General features: G+C 61.9%; 21 protein-coding genes, 4 tRNA genes and 1 pseudogene. 13 read left to right on the top strand and 13 right to left on the bottom strand.

Going from position 1 to position 23,313, the window contains the following annotated elements; all coding sequences use genetic code 11:
- Nucleotides 1-36 precede the first annotated feature (36 nt).
- From AC19YT_RS16990 to AC19YT_RS16960, 7 genes are all read left to right on the top strand, one after another.
- The gene (locus AC19YT_RS16990) at nucleotides 37-1,074 is read left to right on the top strand and encodes a branched-chain amino acid ABC transporter permease (protein ID WP_095111072.1); all 1,038 of its coding nucleotides are present in this window, start codon (nucleotides 37-39) and stop codon (nucleotides 1,072-1,074) included.
- Nucleotides 1,071-2,873 (top strand): branched-chain amino acid ABC transporter ATP-binding protein/permease, encoded by a 1,803-nt coding sequence (locus AC19YT_RS16985; protein ID WP_095111071.1) that lies wholly within the window; start codon nucleotides 1,071-1,073, stop codon nucleotides 2,871-2,873. The genes AC19YT_RS16990 and AC19YT_RS16985 overlap by 4 nt, the downstream gene beginning before the upstream one ends.
- A complete protein-coding gene (locus AC19YT_RS16980) occupies nucleotides 2,873-3,664 on the top strand; it encodes an ABC transporter ATP-binding protein (RefSeq protein WP_095111070.1) in 792 nt (263 codons plus the stop codon). Before AC19YT_RS16985 ends, AC19YT_RS16980 begins: the two co-directional genes overlap by 1 nt.
- 57 nt (nucleotides 3,665-3,721) lie before the next feature.
- On the top strand, nucleotides 3,722-4,708 hold the full coding sequence (locus AC19YT_RS16975; RefSeq protein ID WP_500598298.1) for a ketopantoate reductase family protein: 987 nt from the start codon (nucleotides 3,722-3,724) through the stop codon (nucleotides 4,706-4,708).
- 23 nt (nucleotides 4,709-4,731) lie between these two features.
- The gene (locus AC19YT_RS16970; protein ID WP_500598299.1) at nucleotides 4,732-5,496 is read left to right on the top strand and encodes a class II aldolase/adducin family protein; all 765 of its coding nucleotides are present in this window, start codon (nucleotides 4,732-4,734) and stop codon (nucleotides 5,494-5,496) included.
- Between the two features lie 15 nt (nucleotides 5,497-5,511).
- Nucleotides 5,512-7,083 carry a methyl-accepting chemotaxis protein gene (locus tag AC19YT_RS16965; RefSeq protein ID WP_500610668.1) on the top strand — a complete coding sequence of 524 codons (1,572 nt, stop codon included), beginning with the start codon at nucleotides 5,512-5,514 and terminating at the stop codon, nucleotides 7,081-7,083.
- Nucleotides 7,084-7,197: 114 nt separating this feature from the next.
- Entirely contained in the window at nucleotides 7,198-7,674 is a 477-nt protein-coding gene (locus AC19YT_RS16960; protein ID WP_095111067.1) for a MarR family winged helix-turn-helix transcriptional regulator, read from the top strand.
- 7 nt (nucleotides 7,675-7,681) lie between these two features.
- Here the strand turns inward: AC19YT_RS16960 and AC19YT_RS16955 are convergent, their stop codons facing one another.
- Nucleotides 7,682-8,563 carry an EamA family transporter gene (locus tag AC19YT_RS16955; RefSeq protein ID WP_500610667.1) on the bottom strand — a complete coding sequence of 294 codons (882 nt, stop codon included), beginning with the start codon at nucleotides 8,561-8,563 and terminating at the stop codon, nucleotides 7,682-7,684.
- 115 nt (nucleotides 8,564-8,678) lie between these two features.
- Here AC19YT_RS16955 and AC19YT_RS16950 point away from each other — a divergent pair, with 115 nt between their 5' ends.
- The 5 genes and pseudogenes from AC19YT_RS16950 to AC19YT_RS16930 all read left to right on the top strand — a co-directional run bounded on the left by AC19YT_RS16950 (nucleotide 8,679) and on the right by AC19YT_RS16930 (nucleotide 12,937).
- On the top strand, nucleotides 8,679-9,461 hold the full coding sequence (locus AC19YT_RS16950) for an AraC family transcriptional regulator (RefSeq protein ID WP_095111065.1): 783 nt from the start codon (nucleotides 8,679-8,681) through the stop codon (nucleotides 9,459-9,461).
- A gap of 251 nt (nucleotides 9,462-9,712) precedes the next feature.
- On the top strand, nucleotides 9,713-10,720 hold the full coding sequence (locus tag AC19YT_RS16945; protein ID WP_500610666.1) for an acyltransferase family protein: 1,008 nt from the start codon (nucleotides 9,713-9,715) through the stop codon (nucleotides 10,718-10,720).
- A 334-nt stretch (nucleotides 10,721-11,054) separates the two neighbouring features.
- Nucleotides 11,055-11,153 (top strand): annotated as a pseudogene (locus tag AC19YT_RS16940) (hypothetical protein); the annotation flags it as partial.
- The gene (locus AC19YT_RS16935) at nucleotides 11,150-12,064 is read left to right on the top strand and encodes a hypothetical protein (RefSeq protein WP_500610665.1); all 915 of its coding nucleotides are present in this window, start codon (nucleotides 11,150-11,152) and stop codon (nucleotides 12,062-12,064) included. The pseudogene AC19YT_RS16940 and the gene AC19YT_RS16935, both read left to right, overlap by 4 nt.
- A gap of 171 nt (nucleotides 12,065-12,235) precedes the next feature.
- Nucleotides 12,236-12,937: a hypothetical protein gene (locus AC19YT_RS16930; RefSeq protein WP_500610664.1), complete on the top strand. Its 702-nt coding sequence runs from the start codon at nucleotides 12,236-12,238 to the stop codon at nucleotides 12,935-12,937.
- Nucleotides 12,938-13,088: 151 nt separating this feature from the next.
- Here AC19YT_RS16930 and AC19YT_RS16925 read toward each other — a convergent pair.
- A tRNA-Val gene (locus AC19YT_RS16925) sits at nucleotides 13,089-13,165 on the bottom strand.
- A gap of 183 nt (nucleotides 13,166-13,348) precedes the next feature.
- Here AC19YT_RS16925 and AC19YT_RS16920 point away from each other — a divergent pair.
- Nucleotides 13,349-14,632 carry an NAD(P)/FAD-dependent oxidoreductase gene (locus AC19YT_RS16920; protein WP_500598302.1) on the top strand — a complete coding sequence of 428 codons (1,284 nt, stop codon included), beginning with the start codon at nucleotides 13,349-13,351 and terminating at the stop codon, nucleotides 14,630-14,632.
- A 191-nt stretch (nucleotides 14,633-14,823) separates the two neighbouring features.
- On the opposite strand, the gene AC19YT_RS16915 is transcribed toward AC19YT_RS16920, so the two are convergent.
- The 11 genes from AC19YT_RS16915 to AC19YT_RS16865 form a co-directional block, all read right to left on the bottom strand.
- Nucleotides 14,824-14,900, bottom strand: a tRNA-Asp gene (locus AC19YT_RS16915).
- Nucleotides 14,901-14,999: 99 nt separating this feature from the next.
- A tRNA-Asp gene (locus tag AC19YT_RS16910) sits at nucleotides 15,000-15,076 on the bottom strand.
- A 52-nt stretch (nucleotides 15,077-15,128) separates the two neighbouring features.
- A tRNA-Val gene (locus AC19YT_RS16905) sits at nucleotides 15,129-15,204 on the bottom strand.
- A 122-nt stretch (nucleotides 15,205-15,326) separates the two neighbouring features.
- A complete protein-coding gene (locus AC19YT_RS16900) occupies nucleotides 15,327-16,091 on the bottom strand; it encodes an SDR family oxidoreductase (protein WP_500598304.1) in 765 nt (254 codons plus the stop codon).
- Nucleotides 16,088-17,299 carry an O-succinylhomoserine sulfhydrylase gene (locus AC19YT_RS16895; RefSeq protein WP_500598306.1) on the bottom strand — a complete coding sequence of 404 codons (1,212 nt, stop codon included), beginning with the start codon at nucleotides 17,297-17,299 and terminating at the stop codon, nucleotides 16,088-16,090. Before AC19YT_RS16895 ends, AC19YT_RS16900 begins: the two co-directional genes overlap by 4 nt.
- A 66-nt stretch (nucleotides 17,300-17,365) precedes the next feature.
- The gene (purF, locus tag AC19YT_RS16890; RefSeq protein WP_095107703.1) at nucleotides 17,366-18,871 is read right to left on the bottom strand and encodes an amidophosphoribosyltransferase; all 1,506 of its coding nucleotides are present in this window, start codon (nucleotides 18,869-18,871) and stop codon (nucleotides 17,366-17,368) included.
- A 41-nt stretch (nucleotides 18,872-18,912) separates the two neighbouring features.
- Entirely contained in the window at nucleotides 18,913-19,470 is a 558-nt protein-coding gene (locus tag AC19YT_RS16885) for a CvpA family protein (RefSeq protein ID WP_095107702.1), read from the bottom strand.
- Between the two features lie 99 nt (nucleotides 19,471-19,569).
- Nucleotides 19,570-20,199, bottom strand: a complete 630-nt coding sequence (locus AC19YT_RS16880; protein ID WP_095107701.1) for an SPOR domain-containing protein — start codon at nucleotides 20,197-20,199, stop codon at nucleotides 19,570-19,572.
- A complete protein-coding gene (folC, locus tag AC19YT_RS16875; RefSeq protein ID WP_500610663.1) occupies nucleotides 20,183-21,490 on the bottom strand; it encodes a bifunctional tetrahydrofolate synthase/dihydrofolate synthase in 1,308 nt (435 codons plus the stop codon). The genes AC19YT_RS16880 and folC overlap by 17 nt, the downstream gene beginning before the upstream one ends.
- Nucleotides 21,487-22,407, bottom strand: coding sequence for an acetyl-CoA carboxylase, carboxyltransferase subunit beta (gene accD, locus AC19YT_RS16870; protein ID WP_095107699.1), 921 nt, complete (start codon nucleotides 22,405-22,407; stop codon nucleotides 21,487-21,489). Before accD ends, folC begins: the two co-directional genes overlap by 4 nt.
- Nucleotides 22,408-22,673: 266 nt before the next feature.
- A complete protein-coding gene (locus AC19YT_RS16865; protein WP_095107698.1) occupies nucleotides 22,674-23,297 on the bottom strand; it encodes a phosphoribosylanthranilate isomerase in 624 nt (207 codons plus the stop codon).
- Nucleotides 23,298-23,313 lie beyond the last annotated feature (16 nt).

Here is a 23,313-nt window from a genome sequence, read left to right as displayed (position 1 = left end):
GGCCTGATATTCAATCGGTAGAAAGAGCTCTCATTTATGAATTTCCAGATAGCCATGCTGCTGGGCCAGGACGGCATGACCAATGGCGCGATCTACGCGCTGCTGGCCCTGTCGATCCTCCTGGTGTTCACCGTGACCCGGATCCTGCTGATCCCCCAAGGTGAGTTCGTGACCTACGGCGCCTTGACCATGGCCACCTTGCAGAGCGGCCACCCCACCGCCCTGGTCTGGTTGCTGCTGGGCCTGACGTTGCTCGACTGCGCCCTCGACCTGTGGGGTGCGGCGCGTTCGAGCCAGGCCTTTCGTTTCCCCCGGCGCGTTGTTTTCAAGCTTGCCTACGCCGCCCTGCTGGCGGTGCTGATCCATACCTTGCCCCTGGCCGAATTGCCGATGGCAGTGCAAGCGCTGCTGACCCTGGCGCTGGTGGTGCCTTTGGGGCCACAGATCTATCGCCTGGTGTTCCAGCCGATTGCCTCGGCCAGCTCCCTGGTGCTGCTGATCGTCTCCATCGCGGTGCACGTGAGCATGGTCGGCATCGCCCTGCTGCTGTTCGGCCCCGAAGGCGCACGCACCCGGCCGTTCTCCGAGGCCGGGCTGGAGTTGGGCCCGGTGACGTTCAACAGCCAGACGCTGTGGGTGCTGGCGGTGTCGCTGGGGTTGATCGTGGGCCTCTACCTGTTCTTCGAGCGCACGCTCTACGGCAAGGCTTTGCGCGCCACGGCGGTAAACCGCATGGGCGCGCGGCTGATGGGTATTTCGCCGACCCTGGCGGGCAAGTCCACCTTCCTGCTGGCCGCCCTGATTGGCACGCTGTCGGGGATTTTGATCGCGCCAATCACCACCCTCTATTTCGATTCCGGCTTCGTCATCAGCCTCAAGGGCTTCGTCGGCGCCATCATCGGCGGCTTGGTCAGTTACCCGGTGGCCGCCGTCGGCGCCCTGGCGGTGGGGTTGATCGAAGCGTTCTCGATGTTCTGGGCCAGTACCTATAAAGAGATCATCGTGTTCACCCTGATTATTCCGTTCCTGCTGTGGCGTTCGTTCACCAGCCGTCATGTGGAGGAAGAAGAATGAACCCACGCTATCTGTTACTCGCCCTGTTGCTGGTGGTGGGCGTCGCGCCGCTGCTGTTGCCGCCCTACTACGTGACCTTGCTCAACTACATCGGCATGTACGCCCTGGTGGTGCTGGGCCTGGTGCTGCTCACCGGCGTCGGCGGCATGACCAGTTTCGGCCAGGCTGCGTTCGTCGGCCTGGGCGCCTACACCTCGGCCTACCTGACCACCGCCGAGCAATTGCCGGGTTGGCTGGCCTGGGCCGCGGTGTCGCCCTGGCTGACCCTGTTGGTGGGCGTGGCGCTCACCGCCTCGGTGGCCCTGGTGCTGGGTGCGCTGACCCTGAAACTGTCCGGGCACTACCTGCCGCTGGGCACCATTGCCTGGGGCCTGTCGCTGTATTACCTGTTCGGCACCCTCGAATCCCTCGGCGGGCACACCGGCGTCGGCGGCTTGCCGTCGGTTTCCCTGTTCGGCCTGAAGCTGGATAAGGGCGAGAACATGTTCTACCTGATCTGGGCCCTGCTGCTGCTCGCCATCGTCATCACCCAGAACCTCCTGAACTCGCGCGAAGGCCGCGCCATCCGCGCCCTCAAGGGCGGCCAGGTGATGGCCGAGGCGATGGGGGTGAACACCTTTCGCTCCAAAATGGTGATCTTCGTCATCTCGGCAGTATTCGCCGCCGTTTCCGGCTGGCTGTATGCCCACACCCAACGCTTCGTCAACCCCACGCCCTTTGGCCTGAACATGGGCATCGATTACCTGTTCATGGCCCTGATCGGCGGCGTGGGCAGCGTGTGGGGCGCACTGCTCGGCGCGGGCATCCTGACCCTGCTCAAGCAATGGTTGCAGGACTGGCTGCCGCACCTGCTGGGCAACACCGGCAACTACGAAATCATCGTGTTCGGCATCCTCATCGTGGTGCTGATGCAGCGCGCACCGGGAGGCTTGTGGCCGTTGCTGATGCGCCTGGTGCCCGCCCGCTTGAAGGTGCGTAACAAGGTGCAGACGGTCGATACCGACGCCGCGCCGCTGACGTGCCGGGAGCTGCCCAAGCACGGCGAGCTGATCCTGGAGGCACGCCACGTGACCAAGCGCTTTGGCGGGTTGGTGGCCAACAACGACATGAGCCTGGAGATCCACTCGGGGGAAATCCTCGCCCTGATCGGCCCCAACGGCGCCGGCAAAAGCACCTTGTTCAACCAGCTCTCGGGTGTCGATACACCGAGCAGCGGCGAGGTGCTGTTCAGGGGCCAGAAGATCAACGGCCTCAACTCGCGGCAAGTGGCGCGCATGGGCATGAGCCGCACCTTCCAGCACGTAAAACTGCTGGGCAACATGAGTGTGCTGGAGAACGTCGCCATCGGCGCCCACCTGCGCGGCCAGCAAGGCGTGATGTCCGCGGCCCTGCACCTGGAGCGGCGCGAAGAAGCGGCCCTGCTCGGCGAAGCCAAGCGCCAGCTCGAGCGCGTAGGCCTGGGCGACTACTTGTATGAAGAGGCCGGCAGCCTGGCCCTGGGCCAACAGCGCATTTTGGAAATCGCCCGCGCCCTGTGCGCCGACCCGTGCCTGCTGCTGCTCGACGAACCCGCCGCGGGCCTGCGCCTGAAAGAAAAAGAAGCCCTCGGCCTGCTGCTCAGCCGCCTGCGCAGCGAAGGCATGGCGATTTTGCTGGTGGAACACGACATGGACTTCGTCATGGGCCTGGTGGACCGCGTGGTGGTCATGGAATTCGGCCAACGCATCGCCCAAGGCTTGCCCGAAGACGTACAGAAGGACCCGGCCGTGTTGGAAGCCTATTTGGGAGGAGTGGAATGATGAACATGCCAGTGCAACCGCAACTCGCGCCGCGCAACCGGGTGGACGATGCCGTGCTCGACATCAAGGGCCTGAGCGTGGCCTACGGCAAGGTCGAAGCCCTGAGTGACGCCAGCCTGACCGTGGGCAAGGGCCAGATCGTCACCGTGATCGGCCCCAACGGCGCGGGTAAAACCACCTTGCTGTCGGCGATCATGGGCGTGCTCGGCTCACGCGGCCAGGTGCATTTCGACGGCAGCCTGCAAACCCTGCCCGAAGTGGAGGTGATGGTTTCCCGTGGCCTGGGCCTGGTGCCGGAAAAACGCGAGCTGTTCACCAGCATGAGCGTGGCCGACAACCTGCTACTGGGCGCCTTCCAGCGCCATCGCCGGGGCGAGCGGAACTACAGCCAGACCCTGGGGGAAATCTACGAACTGTTCCCGCGCCTGTGGGAACGCCGCGAACAACTGGCCGCGACCCTCTCCGGCGGCGAGCGGCAGATGCTTGCCGTGGGCCGGGCGTTGATGGCCAAGCCCAAACTGCTGATGCTCGACGAACCGAGCCTGGGCCTGGCGCCGCTGATTACCCGGGAGATTTTCCGCATCATCACCGCCCTGCGCGAGCAAGGGGTGTCGATCCTGCTGGTGGAGCAGAACGCCCGCGCCGCCCTGCGGGTGGCCGACTACGCCTACGTGCTGGAAACCGGCCAGATCGCCATGCAGGGCCCGGCCCGGCAACTGGCCGACGACCCACGGGTGATCGAGGCCTACCTGGGCCTGGCCAGCAAGCACCAGGAAATGCTCGCCACCTGAGCCACGCCCTACCCCGGCGCCGGCAATGGCGCCGCCTTGTGAACACCCGGAGTCGCGATGAACCCTTCCCCCCTGCGCATCGGCATTGCCGGTGCCGGTGCCATCGGCTGCACCCTCGCCGCCCGCCTGGCGGGCCATGGCCACACGGTCAAAGTCCTGGCCCGTGGCGAAACCCTGGCCGCAATCCAGCGCGACGGCATCCACCTGACCGACCTGGACGGCCACCACCACGTGCAGGTCGAGGCCAGCGACGACGCCGCCAGCCTGGGCGAGCAGGACCTGATTTTTGTCTGCGCCAAGGCCCAGGCCCTGGGCGTGCTGCTGGCGCAACTGCAACCGATGATCGGCGCCGAGACGGTGGTGGTGCCGGTGGTCAACGGGGTGCCCTGGTGGTACTTCCACGGCGAGGGCGGGCGCTTCGACGGGCAGCGGGTCAACGCGGTCGATCCCGACTCGGCGCTCAGCCAGGCCCTGGACCTGCGCCACGTCATCGGTTGCGTGGTGTTCATCACCGCCCACTGCCCGGCCAGCGCCGTGGCCGAGTCCCACACCCCGCACCTGATGATTTTCGGCGAGCCCGACAACCGCCTCAGCCCCCGCCTGGAGCGAGTGCGCGCGCTGGTGGAAAGCGTGGGCATCGAGGCGCGGGCCACCGAGCGCATCCGCGACAACCTGTGGACCAAGATCATCGCCAACCTCACCTCCAACCCGCTCTCGGTGATTACCGGCGCCACCCTGGAACAGCTCTACAGCCTGCCGCAATTGCGTGACCTGGTGAGCAGTTGCCTGCACGAAGCGCTGCTCACGGCCGCTGCCTACGGCGCCCGGGTGAGCATCGACCCGCAGACCTTCCTGGAACTGGGCGCCGCCATGGGCGCGGTGCGCACCTCGATGCTGCAAGACTACGAAAAAGGCCGGGGCCTGGAGCTGGCCGCCATCGGCGACGCCGTCCTGGAACTGGCCGACAGCATGGCCATCCCCATGCCCGTCACCCGGCACCTCATCACCCTGGCCCGCTTTCGCGGCGAACAGGCCCACCCCTGACTCACTGCCACAAGGACTGCGACATGAACCCATCGCCATTGGCCCAACCCCTCACCTGCGACGACGCCGAATGGGCGCTGCGCGTGCAACTTGCGCAGTGCTACCACCTGGTGGATTTCTTCGGCTGGACCGAAACCATTTTCAACCACATCTCCGCGCGCCTGCCCGGCCCGGCCCACCATTACCTGGTCAACCCGTTCGGCCTCAACTACACCGAGGTGACGCCGGCCAACCTGCTCAAGGTCGACCTGCACGGCAAGAAACTCGAAGACTCGCCCTACGACGCCAACCCCGCCGGTTTCGCCCTGCACAGTGCGGTGCACGGCGCGCGGGAGGACATCCAGTGTCTGATCCACACCCACACCACACCTATCTCGGCCATCGTCATGAAAAAGGCCGGTTTCGCCCACCATGACTTCTACGGCGCACAGCTCTACGGGCGCATCGGCTACCACACGTTCGAGGGCATCACCCTGTTCGATGACGAAAAGGCGCGGATGATCGACAGCCTCGGCGACAAGCACATCCTGGTGCTGCGCAACCACGGCATCGCGGTGGGCGAAAGCAGCATCGCCAAGGCGTTCTTCCTGCTGTGGACGGTGCAGCGTGCCGCCGAGATCCAATGCCAGGCCGGCGCCCTGGGCGGTGAGGACAACCCGCTGCCCGAGGCCATCAGCGAAAAATGCGCCGAGCTCACCGCCATGCTTATCCGCGACAGCGGTTTTGCGGTGAAGTTCTTCGACGCCATGGTGCGCAAAATGCGCGCCGAACGCGGCCAGTGCTGGTAATCGCAGGAGCATCGCGTGGCTAACCCAAAGGAACATACCGCACCGGCCCTCGTGGCCGCGCCAGCGGAACTGCCGATTTCGCGCCTGGACACCCGCGGCCACCTGCTGGCCTGCAACGAAGCCTACCTGGCGCTCAGCGGCTACACCCGGGAGGAGTTGCTCAACCAGCCCCACGAACTCATCAACCACCCGCAAATGCCCGCGCTCGTCATCGAGCGCATGTGGCAAACCCTGCACAGTGGCGTGCCCTGGACGGCGCCGGTGATGGGCCGCGACAAACAGGGCCTGAGCTTCTGGCGCACCCTCTATGTGGTGCCGTTGTTCGAGGACGGCCAGTTGAATGCGTTGGGCACGGTGTACCACCCACTGGACCCGGCCACGAGCCTGCGGGCGCACCGCCTCTACCGCCGGCTGAACGACGGCCACGGCCCGCTGAGCGTTGCCCGGCAAGTGCGCGAACACGCCAGCAGCCACGGCATCGCCTGGCTGCTGGGGTTGGCGGTGAGCGGCGCCCTGCTGGGTGGGCAGATCGACCTGGTACCGGGCCTGCTGGTGCTGGGCGGCGTGTTCGCGGCGGCCTGCCAGGGCCGCGCCAAACTGCACGCCGATGGCCGCCGGGTCATGGCCCGGCACGCGCAGGTCTACAGCGATGCCTTGCTGGCGCCGCTGCACGATGACAGCAACGGCATCGCCAGCTGTTTCGACATGGCCCTCAACAGCCAGAACACGCGGATGCGCACGGTCATGGCGCGCATCCAGATCAACGGCGAAACCGTGCGCCAACGGGCACAGGAATCGTCCCACCTGGTGCAAGCCCAGTCGGGCCACCTGCAACGGCAACTCGAAGAAGCCGAGCAATCCGCCGCCGCGGTGGAGCAAATGAGCGCAACCATCCAGGAACTGTCGCGCAACCTGCAACACACGGCCCAGGCCACGCAGGCCGTGGATCGCCTGGCCCGCGACGGTGATGGCCTGTCCGGGCAGAGCCAGCGCTCGATGACCGGGTTGTGCACCTCAGTGGAGGAAATTGGCGAGGCCGTGGACCACTTGGCCGAATCCATCGAGTCCATCAGCGGCGTGGCCCATGTGATCCGCAGCATCGCCGAACAGACCAACCTGCTGGCGCTCAATGCCGCCATCGAAGCGGCCCGCGCCGGTGAGAGCGGCCGTGGCTTTGCGGTGGTCGCCGACGAAGTACGCACCCTCGCCACCCGCACTCGCGAATCCACCGAGCAGATCCAGCGCTCCATCGAGCAGCTACGTGACGGCAGCGCCCTGGCCCTGGCCACGGCACAACGGGGCGAGTCGGCCGCGCGGCAATCGCGCGAGGACGTGACCCAGGTGCAAGCCGCCCTGCGGCGCATCTGCGACGAGGTCGGGCAGATTTCCGGGATGAGTTTACAGATGGCCTCGGCCATCGAAGAGCAAGGCCAGGTGGCCCAGGACATCAACGGGCAGATCGCCCAGATCGTTAGCCTGGCGCAGACCAGCAGCGACCAATCCCGGCGCAGTACCCAGATCGGCGATGAGCTGCATCAACTGGCCAACTCCCAACTCGACCTGGCCCAGCGGTTTCTCCAGGGCTGAGGCGCTCCGCCGCAGTGCCCCAGGCCTGGCGTGCGCTGGTCTTTTGCCGCGGGCAGCGCGACAATGGCGCCCGCGACTCCACCCAAGCTCACCAGAAAGACTACGCCAACCTTTATGACCACCCCGAAAAAGCGCCTGAGCCGATACAACCCCGCCAGTGAGGACTTCAAGAAAGAAGAGTTCCCCTTCTACTGGCTGGCTCGCCTGCATGGACGCTACTCCATGGCCATGGAGAAAGCGCTGAAGAAAATCGACATGGACATCCCGCGCTGGCGGATCCTGTTCATCCTCAAGGAAAACGGCGAATCGAGCATTTCGGAAATCTCCATCCACGCCATCGCCAAGCTCTCGACCATCACCAAAATCGTCTACCGCATGAAAGCCGATGGCCTGGTCGAAACCAACACCTGCGCCAGCGACGGCCGGGTGACCCAGGTTTCCCTCACCGAAACCGGGCGCCATACCATCGAAGAGATCCAGCACGGCACCAGCGACATCTTCCGCACCAGCTTCAAGGGCCTGACCGAAGCACAGATCACCAAGCTCAACGCCACGCTGGAAAAAATCTTCAACAACCTGCCGCAAGACTAAAGCCTGCTCACCCTAGCCTGGGCCGCGCCCACAGCACCCGCCCGGGCCGCGAGCCGATGAACAGCGCCAGCAAAATCAGCCCCATCGAAGCCCAACCCGCAGCACTGGGGCGCTGGCCGAGCATCAGCAGGGAACTGACGATGCCGAACACCGGAATCAGCAGCGACAGCGGCGCCACCCGCGACACCGGGTATTCGCGCAACAACAGGTTCCAACCCCAGTAGCACAGGTGCGTGGCGCCATACACCTGGAAGGCCAGGGAAAACAGCGTGACCCCGTGCAACTGCCCCGGCAGCGCCGTAAAGGGCGCCGCACCGTGCAGCCACCACGTCAGCAGGAACAGCGGCACAGGGGCAAACAGGCTGGCCCACACCACAAACGCAAAAATCTCCCGCACCTTCGACACCTTGATGACCACATTGCCCAGGCTCCAGGCCAAGGCACTGGCCAGCACCAGGGCAAAACCCAGGGCCGTGCCTGGCCCGGCGCCGTCCAGCACGACGCCCACCAGCCCCACCGCCGCCAGCAGCATGCCGAACACCTGGGGCAGTGTGAGGCTTTCGTGGAACAGCAAAACGCCCCACCCCAAGGTGAAGAACGCGCTGAACTGGATCAAGAGCGACGCGCTGCCCGGCGGCACCCCGAGGGCGATCCCCAGGTTAATCAGGGCCCACATAGCGACGCCAAAAATCAACCCATAAGCCGCCAACCAGCGCAGGGCAACCTGCGGCCGCTTGATGAAAAACACCCAGGGCAACGCGGCCAGGGTGAAGCGCAGCGCGGTCAATAGCAGTGGGTCGATGCCGGCAAGGTCGAGCTTGGTGATGGGGAAATTCAGCCCCCAAACGGCCGTCACCAGGACGGCGAGTAGGATGTGTTTTTTCTGCATGGTGGCCTGTGTTTCCCCCGATAGCGAAGCGCAATGGCGCGATACGGCGGGGAATATGCCGTACCAGGAAATGGCCCGCTTTCAGGCCAGGGACAAATACTATTAAAATCAGGCCATGAACAATGCCACCCTCGACCCTGACCAGAACGTAGAGCGCGACGCCGTTGTGACCGCTTGCGAGTACGCCGACGCTCAGTTGTTCGCCGCGCACACCCATCAACGTGGGCAATTCGCCTACGCCGCACGCGGCGTCATCACGGTGTTCACCGACGAAGGCAACTGGGTCGTCCCGCCCCAGCGCGGCATCTGGGTGCCGGCCCAAGTGCAGCACTCCATGCACATGCGCGGGCCGGTCACCATGCTCAACACTTACATTCACCCACAGGCCGGGCAACGCCTCGGGCTCGCGGCGCACTGCCAGGTCGTCGAGGTATCGCCCCTGTTGCGCCAGTTGCTGATGAAAGCCATCCACGTCCCCACGCACTACAGCCCCACGAGCCACGATGGCCACCTGATGGGCTTGCTGCTGCATGAAATTGCCGCGATGCCCGCGCTCTCCCTCAACGCCCCGCTGCCTAAAGAACCTCGCCTGGCGCAGGCCTGCCGGGAGTTCCTCGCCCACCCTTCCCAGGAAATCAGCATCGACGCCATGGCCCAACGCAGCGCCATGAGCCGACGCACCTTCACCCGCCTCTTCAGACTGCACACCGGCATCAGCTACCTGCAATGGCGCCAACAGGCCTGCCTGCTGGCCGCAGTGGCCCGGCTGGGAAACGGCGAGCCGGTGACGCAGGTGGCCCTAGAACTCGGTTACAGCAGCTCCAGCGCCTTCGCCACCGTATTCAAACGGGTCTTGGGGGAGGTGCCGAGTCGGTATGTCGTCGGCCAACCGCTCTAAGCACCCGCAGGCTTTCGGCTCGCATTACCAGCCCTTTCCCACACGCGCCCTCTTTAATTACGCGAGATCTACAGGGATACTGCCATCACGTTGACATCGCGCAACGGGGGAGGGCCACGGACGAAACAATAAGAATCGCCAGTGAGGCTGTATGGTGTTTGTTGAAAAGCCGTTGAAGTAAAGCCATGGGCGCAAGGGCCACAGGCCGATAGCCCGGCTGCCCTCTAATAAATATAAAAAAGGAGTTTAGTGTGGGTGCTTATCGACTATTGCTGGCGCTGCTGGTGGCGCTGTCCCATATGGGCGTGAAGTTCTGGGGAGTCAACTTAGGTGTGGTCGCCGTTATATCGTTCTTTATCATCAGCGGCTTTGTGATGACGTCGCTGATTGAGCGTCATTACCGCAGCCTGGATAAAGTAGGGCTGTTCTACCTTGACCGCCTCTTGAGGCTGTACCCGCAGTTCATCGTCTATTTCGTCATGTCCTGCCTGGTGATTTACTTCATGTTGCCCGGCACGCCCCAAGCGGCCACCCTCACGGCTAAGAACATCCTGACCAGCCTGCCGATCCTGCCACTTGGCTTCTACATGTACGGCATCACCCTGCCGCAAATCCTGCCCCCGGCCTGGTCCCTTGGGCTTGAAATGTGCTTCTACCTGTTGATTCCGTTCCTGCTGATTTACAAGGTACGCGGCGGTTTTTTTCTCGCGTCGCTATTGGTTTTTTCCGTTGCCTTCATCGGCAAGATCGACAACGACATCTATGGCTATCGGTTGCTGCCGGGAGTTTTGTTCATCTTTCTGTGCGGCAGTTACCTGTACCAGGCTAAAACAAAAGAGTTGTTCATCGTGGCGACCACCACCCTGGTGGCTGCCCTCTTGTTCCTAGCCATCATGTCCGGCGCTATAACGCGCCTCATACTCAATGCCGAATTCACCCTAGGTATCGCCGTGGGCATTCCAGCGGTGTACCTGCTGAGCAAACTCAAGTACCACCCCATTGACGAGTTCTTCGGGAACATCAGTTATGGCGTGTTTCTCAACCACTTTGTGGTGATGTATGCACTGCGCCACTTCTGGCCTGTTGAATACAGCGTCCCGATTATTTGTGCGGTGCTGGTGCTGTCTTTCTTGTTAAGTGGGGTGACCTACTACTGTGTTGAAAAACCGGCGCTGAAACTTCGGCATACACTGCGTGCGCGCTCAAACGCCCGGCCACAAGCCATGGAGCCGGTTGCACCTGGGCTGAGCAAGGCTTGAGAACGTGCGTGCACCCAACAGAGTGGCGCTCAATCGCGAGGGCATTGCAGCACCGGAGAAGATGGAGAGGCTCACGGCATTGGCGCACGCCAATTCGCACTACACCCGCCCTCAGTGCGACACCTCCCTACGCGGAATTGGCCGCGATCCTCTTGCGACGATGTTGCAATGGTATGAGGGCACTCAAGCAGGTCTTCAATCGAACAGGGGCAAAACCCGCAGCGGTATGACTCACCGCGGCGATTCGGCCGCACAGATTACCTAGAGGCTGCAACAGCAGCATCGACGCGATGCGCGCTCTTTAGGGACCTTCGGCTTCTAGGCGCCATGGGACAAAGAACTGCGTGCAGCAATGGACACACGAGGGCTCGCCCTACCAGAGGAGGCGGTTGCCGGCGCTCTCTTGGGCGATCTGCGCGAAGGAGCAAATTGAGTCCTGCTCCTCCTTTCCTGCCGATTTCAGATAACAAAATCATTTACAATCGCCGGCCTTACCGCCCAGAAACTGATATCGGCATTGACTCGCGCACAATGGTTGGCATTGCACACAAGTCAAATTCGATGGAAAAAAACATAACGAGGGACTGCATGATTCATCCGACAGCAATAATCAGTGAGAAAGCCCGTCTTGGAAGTAACGTAAGCATCGGCGCATATACGATCGTTCACGAGAATGTACTGATCGGTGACGATACAGAGATAGGCTCTCACTGTGAAATCGGTATCCCTTCGTCACTTTCTGACGGTTCTGCGCTGATTATCGGTAAATCATCACTTATCCGGTCTCACAGCGTGTTTTATGCCGGATCTGTTTTTGGCGATAACTTGACGACGGGTCATCGGGTGACGGTTAGAGAAAGAACTGAAGCCGGCCAAGCATTCCAAATTGGAACCCTTAGCGATATTCAGGGGCACTGCAAAATTGGCGACTACGTCAAGCTCCATAGCAACGTCCATATTGGCCAGCATTCGACAGTTGGCAACTATGTGTGGATCTTCCCCTATGTCGTGCTGACCAATGACCCTCACCCGCCAAGCAATGTAATGATGGGCGTGACCATTGATGACTTCGTAGCGATCGCCACTATGTCTATCGTCTTGCCCGGGGTGAGGGTCCGCGAGGGCGCACTCGTTGGTGCTCATAGCTCGGTCAGTAGAGATGTCGAGCCTGATACTGTTGTTGCAGGAACTCCTGCAAAGTACATCTGTGACACGAGTGCAATTAAGCTCAAGGATGGCTCCGGTGAAAGCGCTTATCCGTGGAGACGTCATTTCCATCGAGGCTATCCAGAGGCGGCGGTGGCTGCATGGGTGGCGGAGTTTGCAACCGGAAAGGTCAGTTGATTGCCGGCAGCCCATCCTAGGTACTTTCTCAGGTCTCCCTCCCGATAGGTGGATCAGGCGAGTCCAGCTGTGCCAAGGCAAGCACTGGACTCGCACAGGACCAGGTCAGGGAAGACGGCCGAACATCTGCAGGAACGGTCCTGCCAGTCGATTTAAAGAGAAGAGGCCATCGTGCGAAGCAGATGGAATTTACCTGCACTAAAGGAACATATTCGCACCATCGAGCCCGACAGGAAGTGGCTGCTCGGTACGGTAGATTCTGTTTATCAATACCTGCGCATCTATGAATACCACAAGAGCCTGGCTCGTGAAGCGTTTGCCGCCTATCACGCCAAGCACGATCCGCACGGAATTAAAATGTTTGCCGCTGAACTAATGGCTGGGACCGATGAGGAGTTTGAGGTATTCGCAGTTGCCAAGATCGCCAGCGAAGCAAACCTTATTGCCGCAATCAATATCACCCGCAATACATTTGACATCTTTGCTCAGATAGTTAACGAGCTCGCAGTACCCAAACCATTACACATAAAGGATTGCACCATCGGCAAGGTGCGTGATGGCCTTCCCGAAGGCAAACTGAGAACGGAACTAACACGAGTGACCAAGCTTCATTGGTTTCAATATCTCGCTGGATTCAGCAACACCATCAAACACCGTCAACTCATCTCGCACCAGCCATCACAGAAGTACGAAGAAGGTACTGGCGAATATCTTGGAGGTGGAGCGCAGGTAGCGGCTTTCAAATATCACAGCAGGGAATTTAAGAGCTACTGGGTAAAGGAGGTGCTGGAAGGCACAGTCGAAATGCACAATGAAATTGTCATTCTCGGCATCACTCTCAATGAACATTGCCTGACTCCAGCTCTGCCCTGACCGCAACAACACCAGCGTGCAACCAACGTTCACATTGTCCAGTGTGAACGAACCCGATACTTTGTGAACGTTCTGCAAGAAATCCGAAGCACAAAAAAGGGCCCACCTTTCGGTGAGCCCTTCTAGACCGCCCAGCAGAGCGGATTTTGTTTGGTAGGCGCGATTGGACTCGAACCAACGACCCCCACCATGTCAAGGTGGTGCTCTAACCAACTGAGCTACGTGCCTGCTGTGAGGCGGCATTCTACGGAATTACCGGAGCGTGTCAACAGCTTTTTTTCACCTAAGCCTATGAATATGCGAAATATTTAAATTCGCCCCAGCAATGAAGCTTTTGCTGTGGCTGGCAGCCAAATTTCAACTCAGGTAGCATCGGGGCACTCGTAAAAAATATAAAACAGAGATTTCAGGATGACGAACACTTCTTACCCACAATCCTATTACGCGGCCTCAGCCAATGCAGCGCCCACACGGGCAGCCTTGCAGGAAGACACTGAAACCGACGTCTGCGTGATCGGCGCCGGTTACACCGGACTTTCCAGCGCCCTCTTCCTGCTGGAAAGCGGCTTTCGGGTCACCGTCCTTGAAGCGGCAAAAGTCGGTTTTGGCGCTTCCGGGCGCAACGGTGGGCAAATCGTCAACAGCTACAGCCGTGATATCGATGTGATCGAACGCAGTGTCGGGCCGCAGCAGGCGCAGTTGTTGGGGCAAATGGCGTTCGAGGGCGGTCGGATCATTCGCGAGCGCGTGGCCAAGTACCAGATCCAATGCGACTTGAAGGACGGCGGCGTCTTCGCGGCCATCACCGCCAAGCAGATGGATCACCTGGAGGCGCAGAAGCGCTTGTGGGAGCGTTACGGCCATACCCAACTGGAATTGCTGGACCAACGCCGCATCCGCGAGGTAGTGGGCTCTGACCTGTACACGGGCGGCATGCTGGACATGAGCGGCGGGCACGTCCACCCACTCAACCTCGCCTTGGGCGAAGCCGCCGCGGTGGAGTCCCTAGGCGGCGTCATCTATGAGCAGTCTCCCGCGATACGCATCGAACGCGGCACCCATCCCGTGGTGCATACGCCACAAGGGAAAGTCAGAGCCAAATTCGTCATCGTCGCCGGTAACGCCTACCTGGGAAACCTTGTCCCGGAGCTGGCCGCCAAGTCGATGCCGTGCGGCACCCAAGTCATCACCACAGCACCCTTGAGCGAAGAATTGGCCCAAAGCCTGTTACCTCAGGATTACTGCGTCGAAGACTGCAATTACCTGCTCGACTACTATCGTCTTTCCGGCGACCGGCGCCTGATCTTTGGCGGCGGCGTGGTGTATGGCGCACGCGACCCAGCCAACATCGAGGCGATCATTCGGCCGAAGATGCTCAAGGCCTTCCCGCAACTCAAGGATGTGAAGGTCGACTACGCCTGGACCGGTAATTTCCTGCTGACGCTGTCGCGCCTCCCCCAGGTCGGGCGCCTGGGCGACAACATCTATTACTCCCAGGGCTGCAGCGGCCACGGCGTGACCTACACCCACCTCGCCGGCAAGGTGCTGGCCGAGGCCTTGCGCGGTCAGGCAGAGCGCTTTGACGCCTTTGCCGACCTACCGCACTACCCTTTCCCCGGCGGCCAATTGCTGCGCACACCCTTCGCGGCGCTGGGCGCCTGGTATTACGGTCTGCGGGATAAGTACGGGATTTGAAGCCAGAAGCCCCAAGCTGCAAGAAAGATCCCATGCTTTTATCTTGCAGCTTAAAGCTCGCCGCTAAAGGCTGCTTTTATCGCAGACACAAAAAACCCCGGTCTTTCGACCAGGGTCTTTGCTATCGGATACGAATCAGCCGTAGGCTTTCTTCGTTGCTGCAAGGCGTTCAGTGGGCCTTGAAGCAGATATGGCGCAGCGGACGGGACTCGAACCCGCGACCCCCGGCGTGACAGGCCGGTATTCTAACCGACTGAACTACCGCTGCGTATCGCTTGGACTTGCGTCCATGTGAACCGTTTAAATCGTCGGACTGGAAAGCTGCGAAGCTTTTCAATCTCAGAACGGAAAACCGATCTGGAAAATATGGCGCAGCGGACGGGACTCGAACCCGCGACCCCCGGCGTGACAGGCCGGTATTCTAACCGACTGAACTACCGCTGCGCGTCGGTGGAGGCTTTTCAGCTTCCATCCTGCCTAAGCAGGACTCTCGAAGTGGTGGGTGATGACGGGATCGAACCGCCGACATTCTGCTTGTAAGGCAGACGCTCTCCCAGCTGAGCTAATCACCCGTTGCATCTCCGAGGCCGCGAAATTTACGCAGATAGAGATGCTAAGTCAATAGCAGGGTTGAAGTTTTTTCAAAACAGCTGCAAGTCATCAGCTTCAGGCCACAAGCGAAAGCCATACAGCGCTATGCGTAGACCATCTTCTTGGTCATGCCGCCATCAACCACGAATTCCTGCCCGGTGATAAACCCGGCATTACGCGACAGCAGCCAGGCCACTATCGCCGCCACGTCCTCGACCGTCCCCACGCGCCCTGCCGGATGTTGGGCATGGTCGACATCACTGAGCGGTTCAGCGCGGCGCACTGAGGGGTCGCGAGCATCGATCCAGCCAGGGCTAACCGCGTTGACGCGAATCTCGGGCCCCAAGCTGATAGCCAACGCGTGGGTCAGGGCCAGCAAGCCGCCCTTGCTCGCCGCGTAGGCCTCGGTATCGGGTTCGGATTGCCCCGCCCGGGTTGATGTCAGATTGACGATCGCCCCGCCGTGGGCCCGCAGGTAAGGCGCGCAATGCTTGGCCAGCAGCATCGGCCCACTGAGATTGACCGCCAACACCCGGTTCCAGTAGGCCAGATCGAGGGCTTCGAGCGTGATGTTGTGCGGGTCCGCCACGGCGGCATTGCACACCAACGCATCGAGCCGCCCGAACTGGCCCAGAACCTGGGCAACGCCCAGGGTGACCTGCTCTTCATCGGCCACATCCATGGTGACGAACCAGGCCCCCTCCCCCAACGCCTTGGCCACCCTGGAGCCGCGTTCGCGGTCCAGATCAGCCAACACCACTTGCCAGCCTTCACATACCAGCCAAGCCGCAATACCCAGGCCAATCCCCCGCGCCGCGCCGGTAACCAACGCGACCCGGCCATTGGCCGTTGCAGACAGCTCGATCACAAGGCCGCCAGCCCACGCGCCAGATCAGCTTGCAGGTCCGCCACATCCTCAAGGCCCACTGCCACGCGAATCAGGCTGTCGCGAATACCGGCCGCCTCGCGCTCTTGCGGGGCGAGGCGGCCGTGGGACGTCGTGCTGGGGTGGGTAATGGTGGTCTTGCTATCACCCAGGTTCGCGGTGATGGAAATCAGCCGCGTGGCGTCGATAAAGCGCCACGCGCCTGCCTTGCCGCCCTTGACCTCAAAACTCACCACCGCCCCGAACCCACGCTGCTGGAGCTGGGCCAGGGCATGCTGTGGATGGCTCTTGAGACCCGCGTAGTGGACTTTCTCGATACCCTCCTGCTGCTCCAGCCACTCGGCCAGGACCTGGGCGCTGGCGCAATGGGCACGCATGCGCAAGCTCAGGGTTTCCAGGCCTTTGAGGAAGATCCAGGCGTTGAACGGGCTCAGTGTCGGCCCCGCAGTACGCAAGAAGCCCACCACTTCCTTCATCTGCTCGCTACGGCCGGCCACCACGCCGCCCATGCAGCGCCCCTGGCCGTCGATGAACTTGGTCGCCGAATGCACCACCACATCCGCGCCCAGCTTCAGCGGCTGTTGCAACGCCGGGGTACAGAAGCAGTTATCGACCACCAGCATCGCGCCTTTGGCGTGGGCGATCTTGGCCAGCGCCGCGATGTCCACCAATTCAGCCAGTGGGTTGGAGGGCGATTCGACGAACAGCAAGCGGGTATTGGCCTTGATCGCCTCGCCCCAGCCCGACAGATCCGCCAGGGGCACGTAGTCGACTTCGATACCGAAACGCTTGAAGTACTTCTCGAACAGGCTGATGGTCGAACCAAATACGCTGCGCGACACCAGCACATGATCGCCAGCACTGCACAGGCTCATCACCACCGCCAGGATGGCCGCCATGCCGGTGGCGGTCGCCACGGCCTGCTCTGCGCCTTCCAGCGCCGCGATACGCTCCTCGAACGCCCGCACGGTCGGGTTGGTGTAGCGCGAGTAGACGTTCCCCGGCACATCGCCGGCAAAACGCGCTGCCGCGTCCGCCGCCGAGCGAAAAACATAGCTGGAGGTGAAGAACATCGGGTCGCCGTGCTCACCTTCCGGGGTGCGGTGTTGGCCGGCACGTACCGCCAGGGTATCGAACGCTACGCCCTCAAGGTCGCTATCCAGCCGACCGGCATCCCAATCCTGACTCATGCTGCCCACTCCTTGCTCTGTTCTGTAGATATAAACGCAAACCGGCCCCTAAGGGCCGGTGTTCAATCAGTTGTTGTACAGATCGATGATCGCGCTCACCGCCTGGGTCTTGACCTTGGAGGCATCGTTGCGTGCCTGCTCGATCTTGTTCAGGTAGGCCTCGTCAACGTCGCCGGTGACGTACTTGCCGTCGAACACCGCACAGTCGAAGTTTTCGATCTTGATCTTGCCGCCACCAACCGCCTCGATCAGATCAGGTAGGTCCTGGTAGATCAGCCAGTCGGCGCCGATCAGGTCGGCCACATCCTGGGTTGAGCGATTGTGGGCGATCAATTCATGGGCACTGGGCATGTCGATGCCATAGACGTTGGGGTAGCGAACGGCCGGCGCCGCCGAGCAGAAGTACACGTTCTTGGCACCTGCTTCGCGGGCCATCTGGATGATCTGCTTGCACGTGGTGCCGCGCACGATGGAGTCGTCCACCAGCATCACGTTCTTGCCGCGGAACTCCAGCTCGATGGCATTGAGCTTCTGGCGCACGGATTTCTTGCGCGCAGCCTGGCCCGGCATGATGAAGGTCCGACCGATGTAGCGGTTCTTTACGAAGCCTTCACGGAATTTCACGCCCAGGTGGTTGGCCAGCTCCAGCGCCGCGGTGCGGCTGGTGTCGGGAATCGGGATGACCACATCGATATCGTGGTCAGGACGCTCGCGCAGGATCTTCTCGGCCAGCTTCTCGCCCATGCGCAGACGCGCCTTGTAGACCGAAACACCATCGATGATCGAGTCCGGACGGGCCAGGTAAACGTGCTCGAAGATGCACGGGCTGAGCTTCGGGTTGACCGCACACTGACGGGTGTGCAGCTTGCCTTCTTCGGTGATGTAGACCGCTTCGCCCGGCGCCAGGTCGCGGATCAGGGTGAAGCCCAGCACATCCAGCGAAACGCTTTCGGAGGCAATCATGTACTCGACGCCTTCGTCGGTATGACGCTGGCCGAAGACGATCGGGCGGATGCCGTTAGGGTCGCGGAAACCGACAATGCCGTAACCGGTGACCATCGCCACCACGGCGTAGCCGCCCACGCAACGGTTGTGCACGTCGGTGACAGCGGCGAAAACGTCTTCTTCGGTCGGCTGCAACTTGCCGCGCTGGGCCAGTTCGTGGGCAAACACGTTGAGCAGCACTTCGGAGTCCGAATTGGTGTTGACGTGGCGCAGGTCCGACTCGTAGATCTCCTTGGCCAACTGCTCGACGTTGGTCAAGTTGCCGTTGTGTGCCAGGGTGATGCCATAAGGCGAGTTGACGTAAAACGGTTGAGCTTCGGCCGAGGTCGAGCTGCCCGCGGTCGGGTAGCGCACATGGCCGATGCCCATATGGCCGACCAGGCGCTGCATGTGACGCTGATGGAACACGTCACGGACCAGGCCGTTGTCCTTGCGCAGGAATAACCGGCCATCGTGGCTGGTTACGATACCGGCAGCGTCCTGGCCGCGGTGCTGGAGGACGGTTAGCGCGTCATACAGCGCCTGATTGACGTTCGACTTACCGACGATACCGACGATGCCACACATGCGACGCAACCCCTACTTAATGAAACTGAACTGAACACCACTCACGGGGCCGTGTTGACCGGCAAGAGGTGCTCCTTGAACGGTATTTCAGCGGGTACGCTGATACCGCTGGCCAGCCACTGACTGCTCCACCCCAGAATGAGGTTTTTTGACCAGTCCGCGACCAATAGAAATTGTGGCACGAGCCTTGACTCCTGCCACCACGAATCCTGCTGTACCGGCCCCAGGCTCAACAGCCCGACAGCGATGACCACCAGCAGTGCGCCACGCGCAGCGCCGAACGCCATGCCCAGGAAACGATCGGTCCCGGAAAGCCCGGTGACGCGAATCAATTCGCCGATAAGAAAGTTGACCATTGCGCCGACCAGCAAGGTGGCGACAAACATGATTGCGCAGCCCGCGATCACGCGGGCCGAGGGTGTTTCGATATAACCGCCGAGGTACTCGGACAATGAGCCACCAAACATCCAGGCAACGACTCCTGCGACGATCCAGGTGAGCAACGACAACGCTTCTTTGACGAAGCCGCGACTCAAACTAATCAAAGCAGAGATGGCGATGATGGCAACGATCGCCCAGTCAACCCAGGTAAATGGCACAGTGCAGCCTACAGACGGATAAGGCGGCGCATTTTAGCAGAGCCCATGCCGGTCGGTAAGCCGCGATTACGCGCCCATTTCAAATCAATTGCGCGGTTTTCAGCTGCGTTCCGGCTGAAAGCGCACGACAAAACCCTTGAGGTTGTGTTGACGACCGAGCAAGTCACGCAGGCGATCGGCTTCGGCACGTTCGATCAATGGCCCGACGAACACCCGGTTCTTGCCATCCGCAGAACGGATGTAGGCGTTGTAGCCCTGGCTACGCAGGGTTTTCTGCAGGCTTTCGGCGCCTTCGCGGCTCGCCAGGCTGGCCAGTTGCACCGACCAGCTCACCGACAACCCATTGGCATCGACGCGGCTTTGGCTGACATCCGGGCGCACCGCAGGCTGCACCGCCGCAGGCTTGGGCGGCGTAGGTGGGGCGACAGGCTTGCTGGCGGCAATGGGCGCTGTCGGCGGGGTCGCCGGAACGCTAGGCGCAATCGACTCGGCGATCTCTTCATCGCTCGGTACCGGCTCCTGGGGCAGGGCCTCGGGCTCGGGTACCACCACCGGTTCAACCTCAATCTGCGCCATGGCCGGGGCGGCGGGCGCCGCCGGCGCCTCGACCACAACCTGCCGCTGTTCATCCTGGCGGGAGAACAACATCGGCAAGAAAATCACCGCCAGCGCCACCAGGACCAGGGCCCCGACCATGCGCTGCTTATAAGCGTTATCCAGCAAAGCCATTTGCCACTTCCTCCGTGGAGCGCCGGGCCAGCCATTGAAGGGCCTCGGCGACACAATAAAATGATCCGAACAACAGGATCTCGTCCTCTTCCGTCGCTTGTGCGCACTGCCCTTGCAGAGCCTCACTCACACTGCCATAGGACGTCACCGCGGCACCAAGGTTCTGTAGCGCCGCTTGCAGGTCCACCGCCGAGCGAGTGCGAGCCGTATCCAGTGGCGCGACCGCCCAATGCCGGACGCTGGCACTCAACGGCGCCAACACGCCCTGTAGATCCTTGTCCGCCAGCAGGCCGAACACCGCGAGGCGCTTACCCGCCACCGGCCGCAGGGCCAAGCGATGAGCCAGGTACTGCGCGGCGTGGGGGTTGTGGCCGACGTCCAGCAGCAGGTTCAGGCGCTTGCCCTGCCAGTTGAATTGGCGCCGGTCCAGGCGCCCGACCACCCGGGTGTCGCGCAGCGCCGCGGCGATCTGCCCAGCCTCCCAGGGCAAGCCCAGCAGCAAATAGGCCTGCAAGGCCAGCGCGGCGTTTTCCATGGGCAGGTCGAGCAACGGCAAGTCGCGCAATTGCACCTCTTGGCCCCGCCGATCCAGCCCACGCCATTGCCAGAATTGCTCAGTCACCCCCAGATCGAAATCGCGGCCGCGCAAAAACAGCGGGCAACCCAGTTCACGGGCCTTGTCCAGCAGGGGTTGCGGAGGATTGAGGTCGCCACACAGCGCAGGCGCGCCCGGGCGGAAGATGCCGGCCTTCTCGAAGGCTACCGATTCGCGGGTATCACCCAGGTACTCGACGTGATCGACACCGATGCTGGTGACCAGCGCCACATCGGCGTCTACCAAGTTGACGGTGTCCAGGCGCCCGCCCAGGCCGACTTCCAGCACCACAGCGTCCAGTGCCGAACGCTGGAACAGCCAGAATGCCGCCAGCGTGCCCATCTCAAAGTAAGTCAGGGTGGTTGCGCCGCGCCCGGCCTCGACCGCCTCGAAGGCTTCGCACAGCTGGGCGTCTGTGGCTTCGCGCCCGTCGAGCTGCACCCGCTCGTTGTAGCGCAGCAGGTGCGGCGAATTGTAGACGCCAACCTTAAGCCCCTGCGCCCGTAGCAATGACGCCACGAAAGCACAGGTCGAACCCTTGCCATTGGTCCCCGTCACGGTGACCACCCGTGGCGCCGGCTTGCCCAGCCCCATTCTCGCGGCTACCTCTTGCGAGCGTGCCAGCCCCATATCGATGGCCGACGGGTGCAACTGCTCAAGGTAGGCGAGCCATTCGCCAAGGGTGCGCTGGGTCATAGGTTGGCAGGCACCGGCGGCACGACGATCGGCTCAATCGGCGCGGCCACGTACTCAGGCGTCGGTAGGCCCATCAGTTGCGCCAGCAGGTTACCCAGGCGCGGGCGCAGTTCCTGACGGGCAATAATCATGTCGATGGCGCCGTGTTCCAGCAAGAATTCACTGCGCTGGAAACCTTCGGGCAGCTTTTCGCGCACGGTCTGCTCAATCACACGTGGGCCGGCGAAACCGATCAGGGCCTTGGGTTCGGCGACAATCACATCACCAAGCATCGCCAGGCTGGCGGAAACACCGCCGTAGACCGGGTCGGTCAGCACGGAGATGAACGGAATGCCTTCTTCACGCAGGCGCGCCAGCACGGCCGAGGTCTTGGCCATCTGCATCAGCGAGATCAGGGCTTCTTGCATCCGCGCACCACCGGAGGCGGCGAAGCAAATCATTGGGCAGCGATGTTCCAGGGCATGGTTGGCAGCGCGCACGAAGCGCTCGCCAACAATGGCACCCATCGAACCGCCCATGAAGGAGAACTCGAACGCCGACACCACCACTGGCATGCCCAGCAGAGTACCGCTCATGGAGATCAATGCATCTTTCTCGCCGGTCTGCTTTTGGGCAGCGGTGAGGCGGTCCTTGTACTTCTTGCCGTCGCGGAACTTCAGGCGATCGACCGGCTCCAGATCGGCGCCCAGTTCAACGCGGCCATCGAGGTCAAGGAAGATATCGATACGGGCGCGCGCGCCGATCCGCATGTGGTGGTTGCACTTAGGGCAAACATCCAGGGTTTTTTCCAGTTCGGGGCGATACAGCACCGCCTCGCAGGACGGACATTTGTGCCACAGACCTTCAGGCACCGAGCTTTTCTTCACCTCGGAACGCATGATCGAAGGGATCAGTTTGTCTACTAACCAGTTGCTCATGCTTTCTTTCTCCAGTACCGGCGGCCCGAACCCTTGAGGTTCGAGGCCCCGCGTATGCCCTTGAGCTAAATTCATGTGTGCGGCGATGATCGGTTCGCTAGCGCGGTCAGCGCCAGGCTTGACCTGCGGGCGCGAGCCCATCCTCAGCCATCAAGGCGCCCGCCCTTGAGCAGTCGCCACTTCGATTCGGACCGTCCAGCGACGGCGCCGGCCTGCTTTGTACAGTGGTGTTATGGACGGCAGTCAACTGCACGTCGTCACATCCTCTACGCGCAACCGCGAACGGCCTGCATGAAGGCGCGAACCTTGGCGTGGTCCTTGATGCCCTTGCCCTGCTCCACCCCGCCACTGACATCCACTGCGTAAGGGCGAACCCGGGCAATGGCGTCGGCCACGTTTTCGGCGCACAAGCCGCCGGCAAGGATAATCGGTTTGCACAAACCTTTGGGCACCAGCGCCCAATCGAACGCCTCGCCCGTGCCGCCGGGGACACCTTCGACATAGGTGTCGAGCAACATCCCGCTGGCCCCGGCATATGCCTGGCAACTGGCGGTGATGTCATCCCCGGCCTTGACCCGCAGCGCCTTAATATAGGGGCGACGGTAGCCTTCACAATCGGCCGGGGTTTCGTCGCCGTGGAACTGCAACAGATCCAGGGGCACCGCATCGAGAATCTCGCCCAACTCGCAGCGGCTGGCGTTGACGAACAACCCCACGGTGCTCACGAATGGCGGCAGCGCGGCAATGATGGCCCGCGCCTGCTGCACCGTGACCGCCCGCGGGCTCTGGGCGTAGAACACCAGGCCAATGGCATCCGCCCCAGCCTCGACCGCCGCCAACGCATCGTCTATGCGGGTAATACCGCAAATTTTGCTGCGAACGGCTGCCATATCGCGAAAACTCCAA

Source organism: Pseudomonas sp. MF08875 (assembly GCF_059862525.1).
This window is presented reverse-complemented; position numbering and strand designations above follow the sequence as displayed.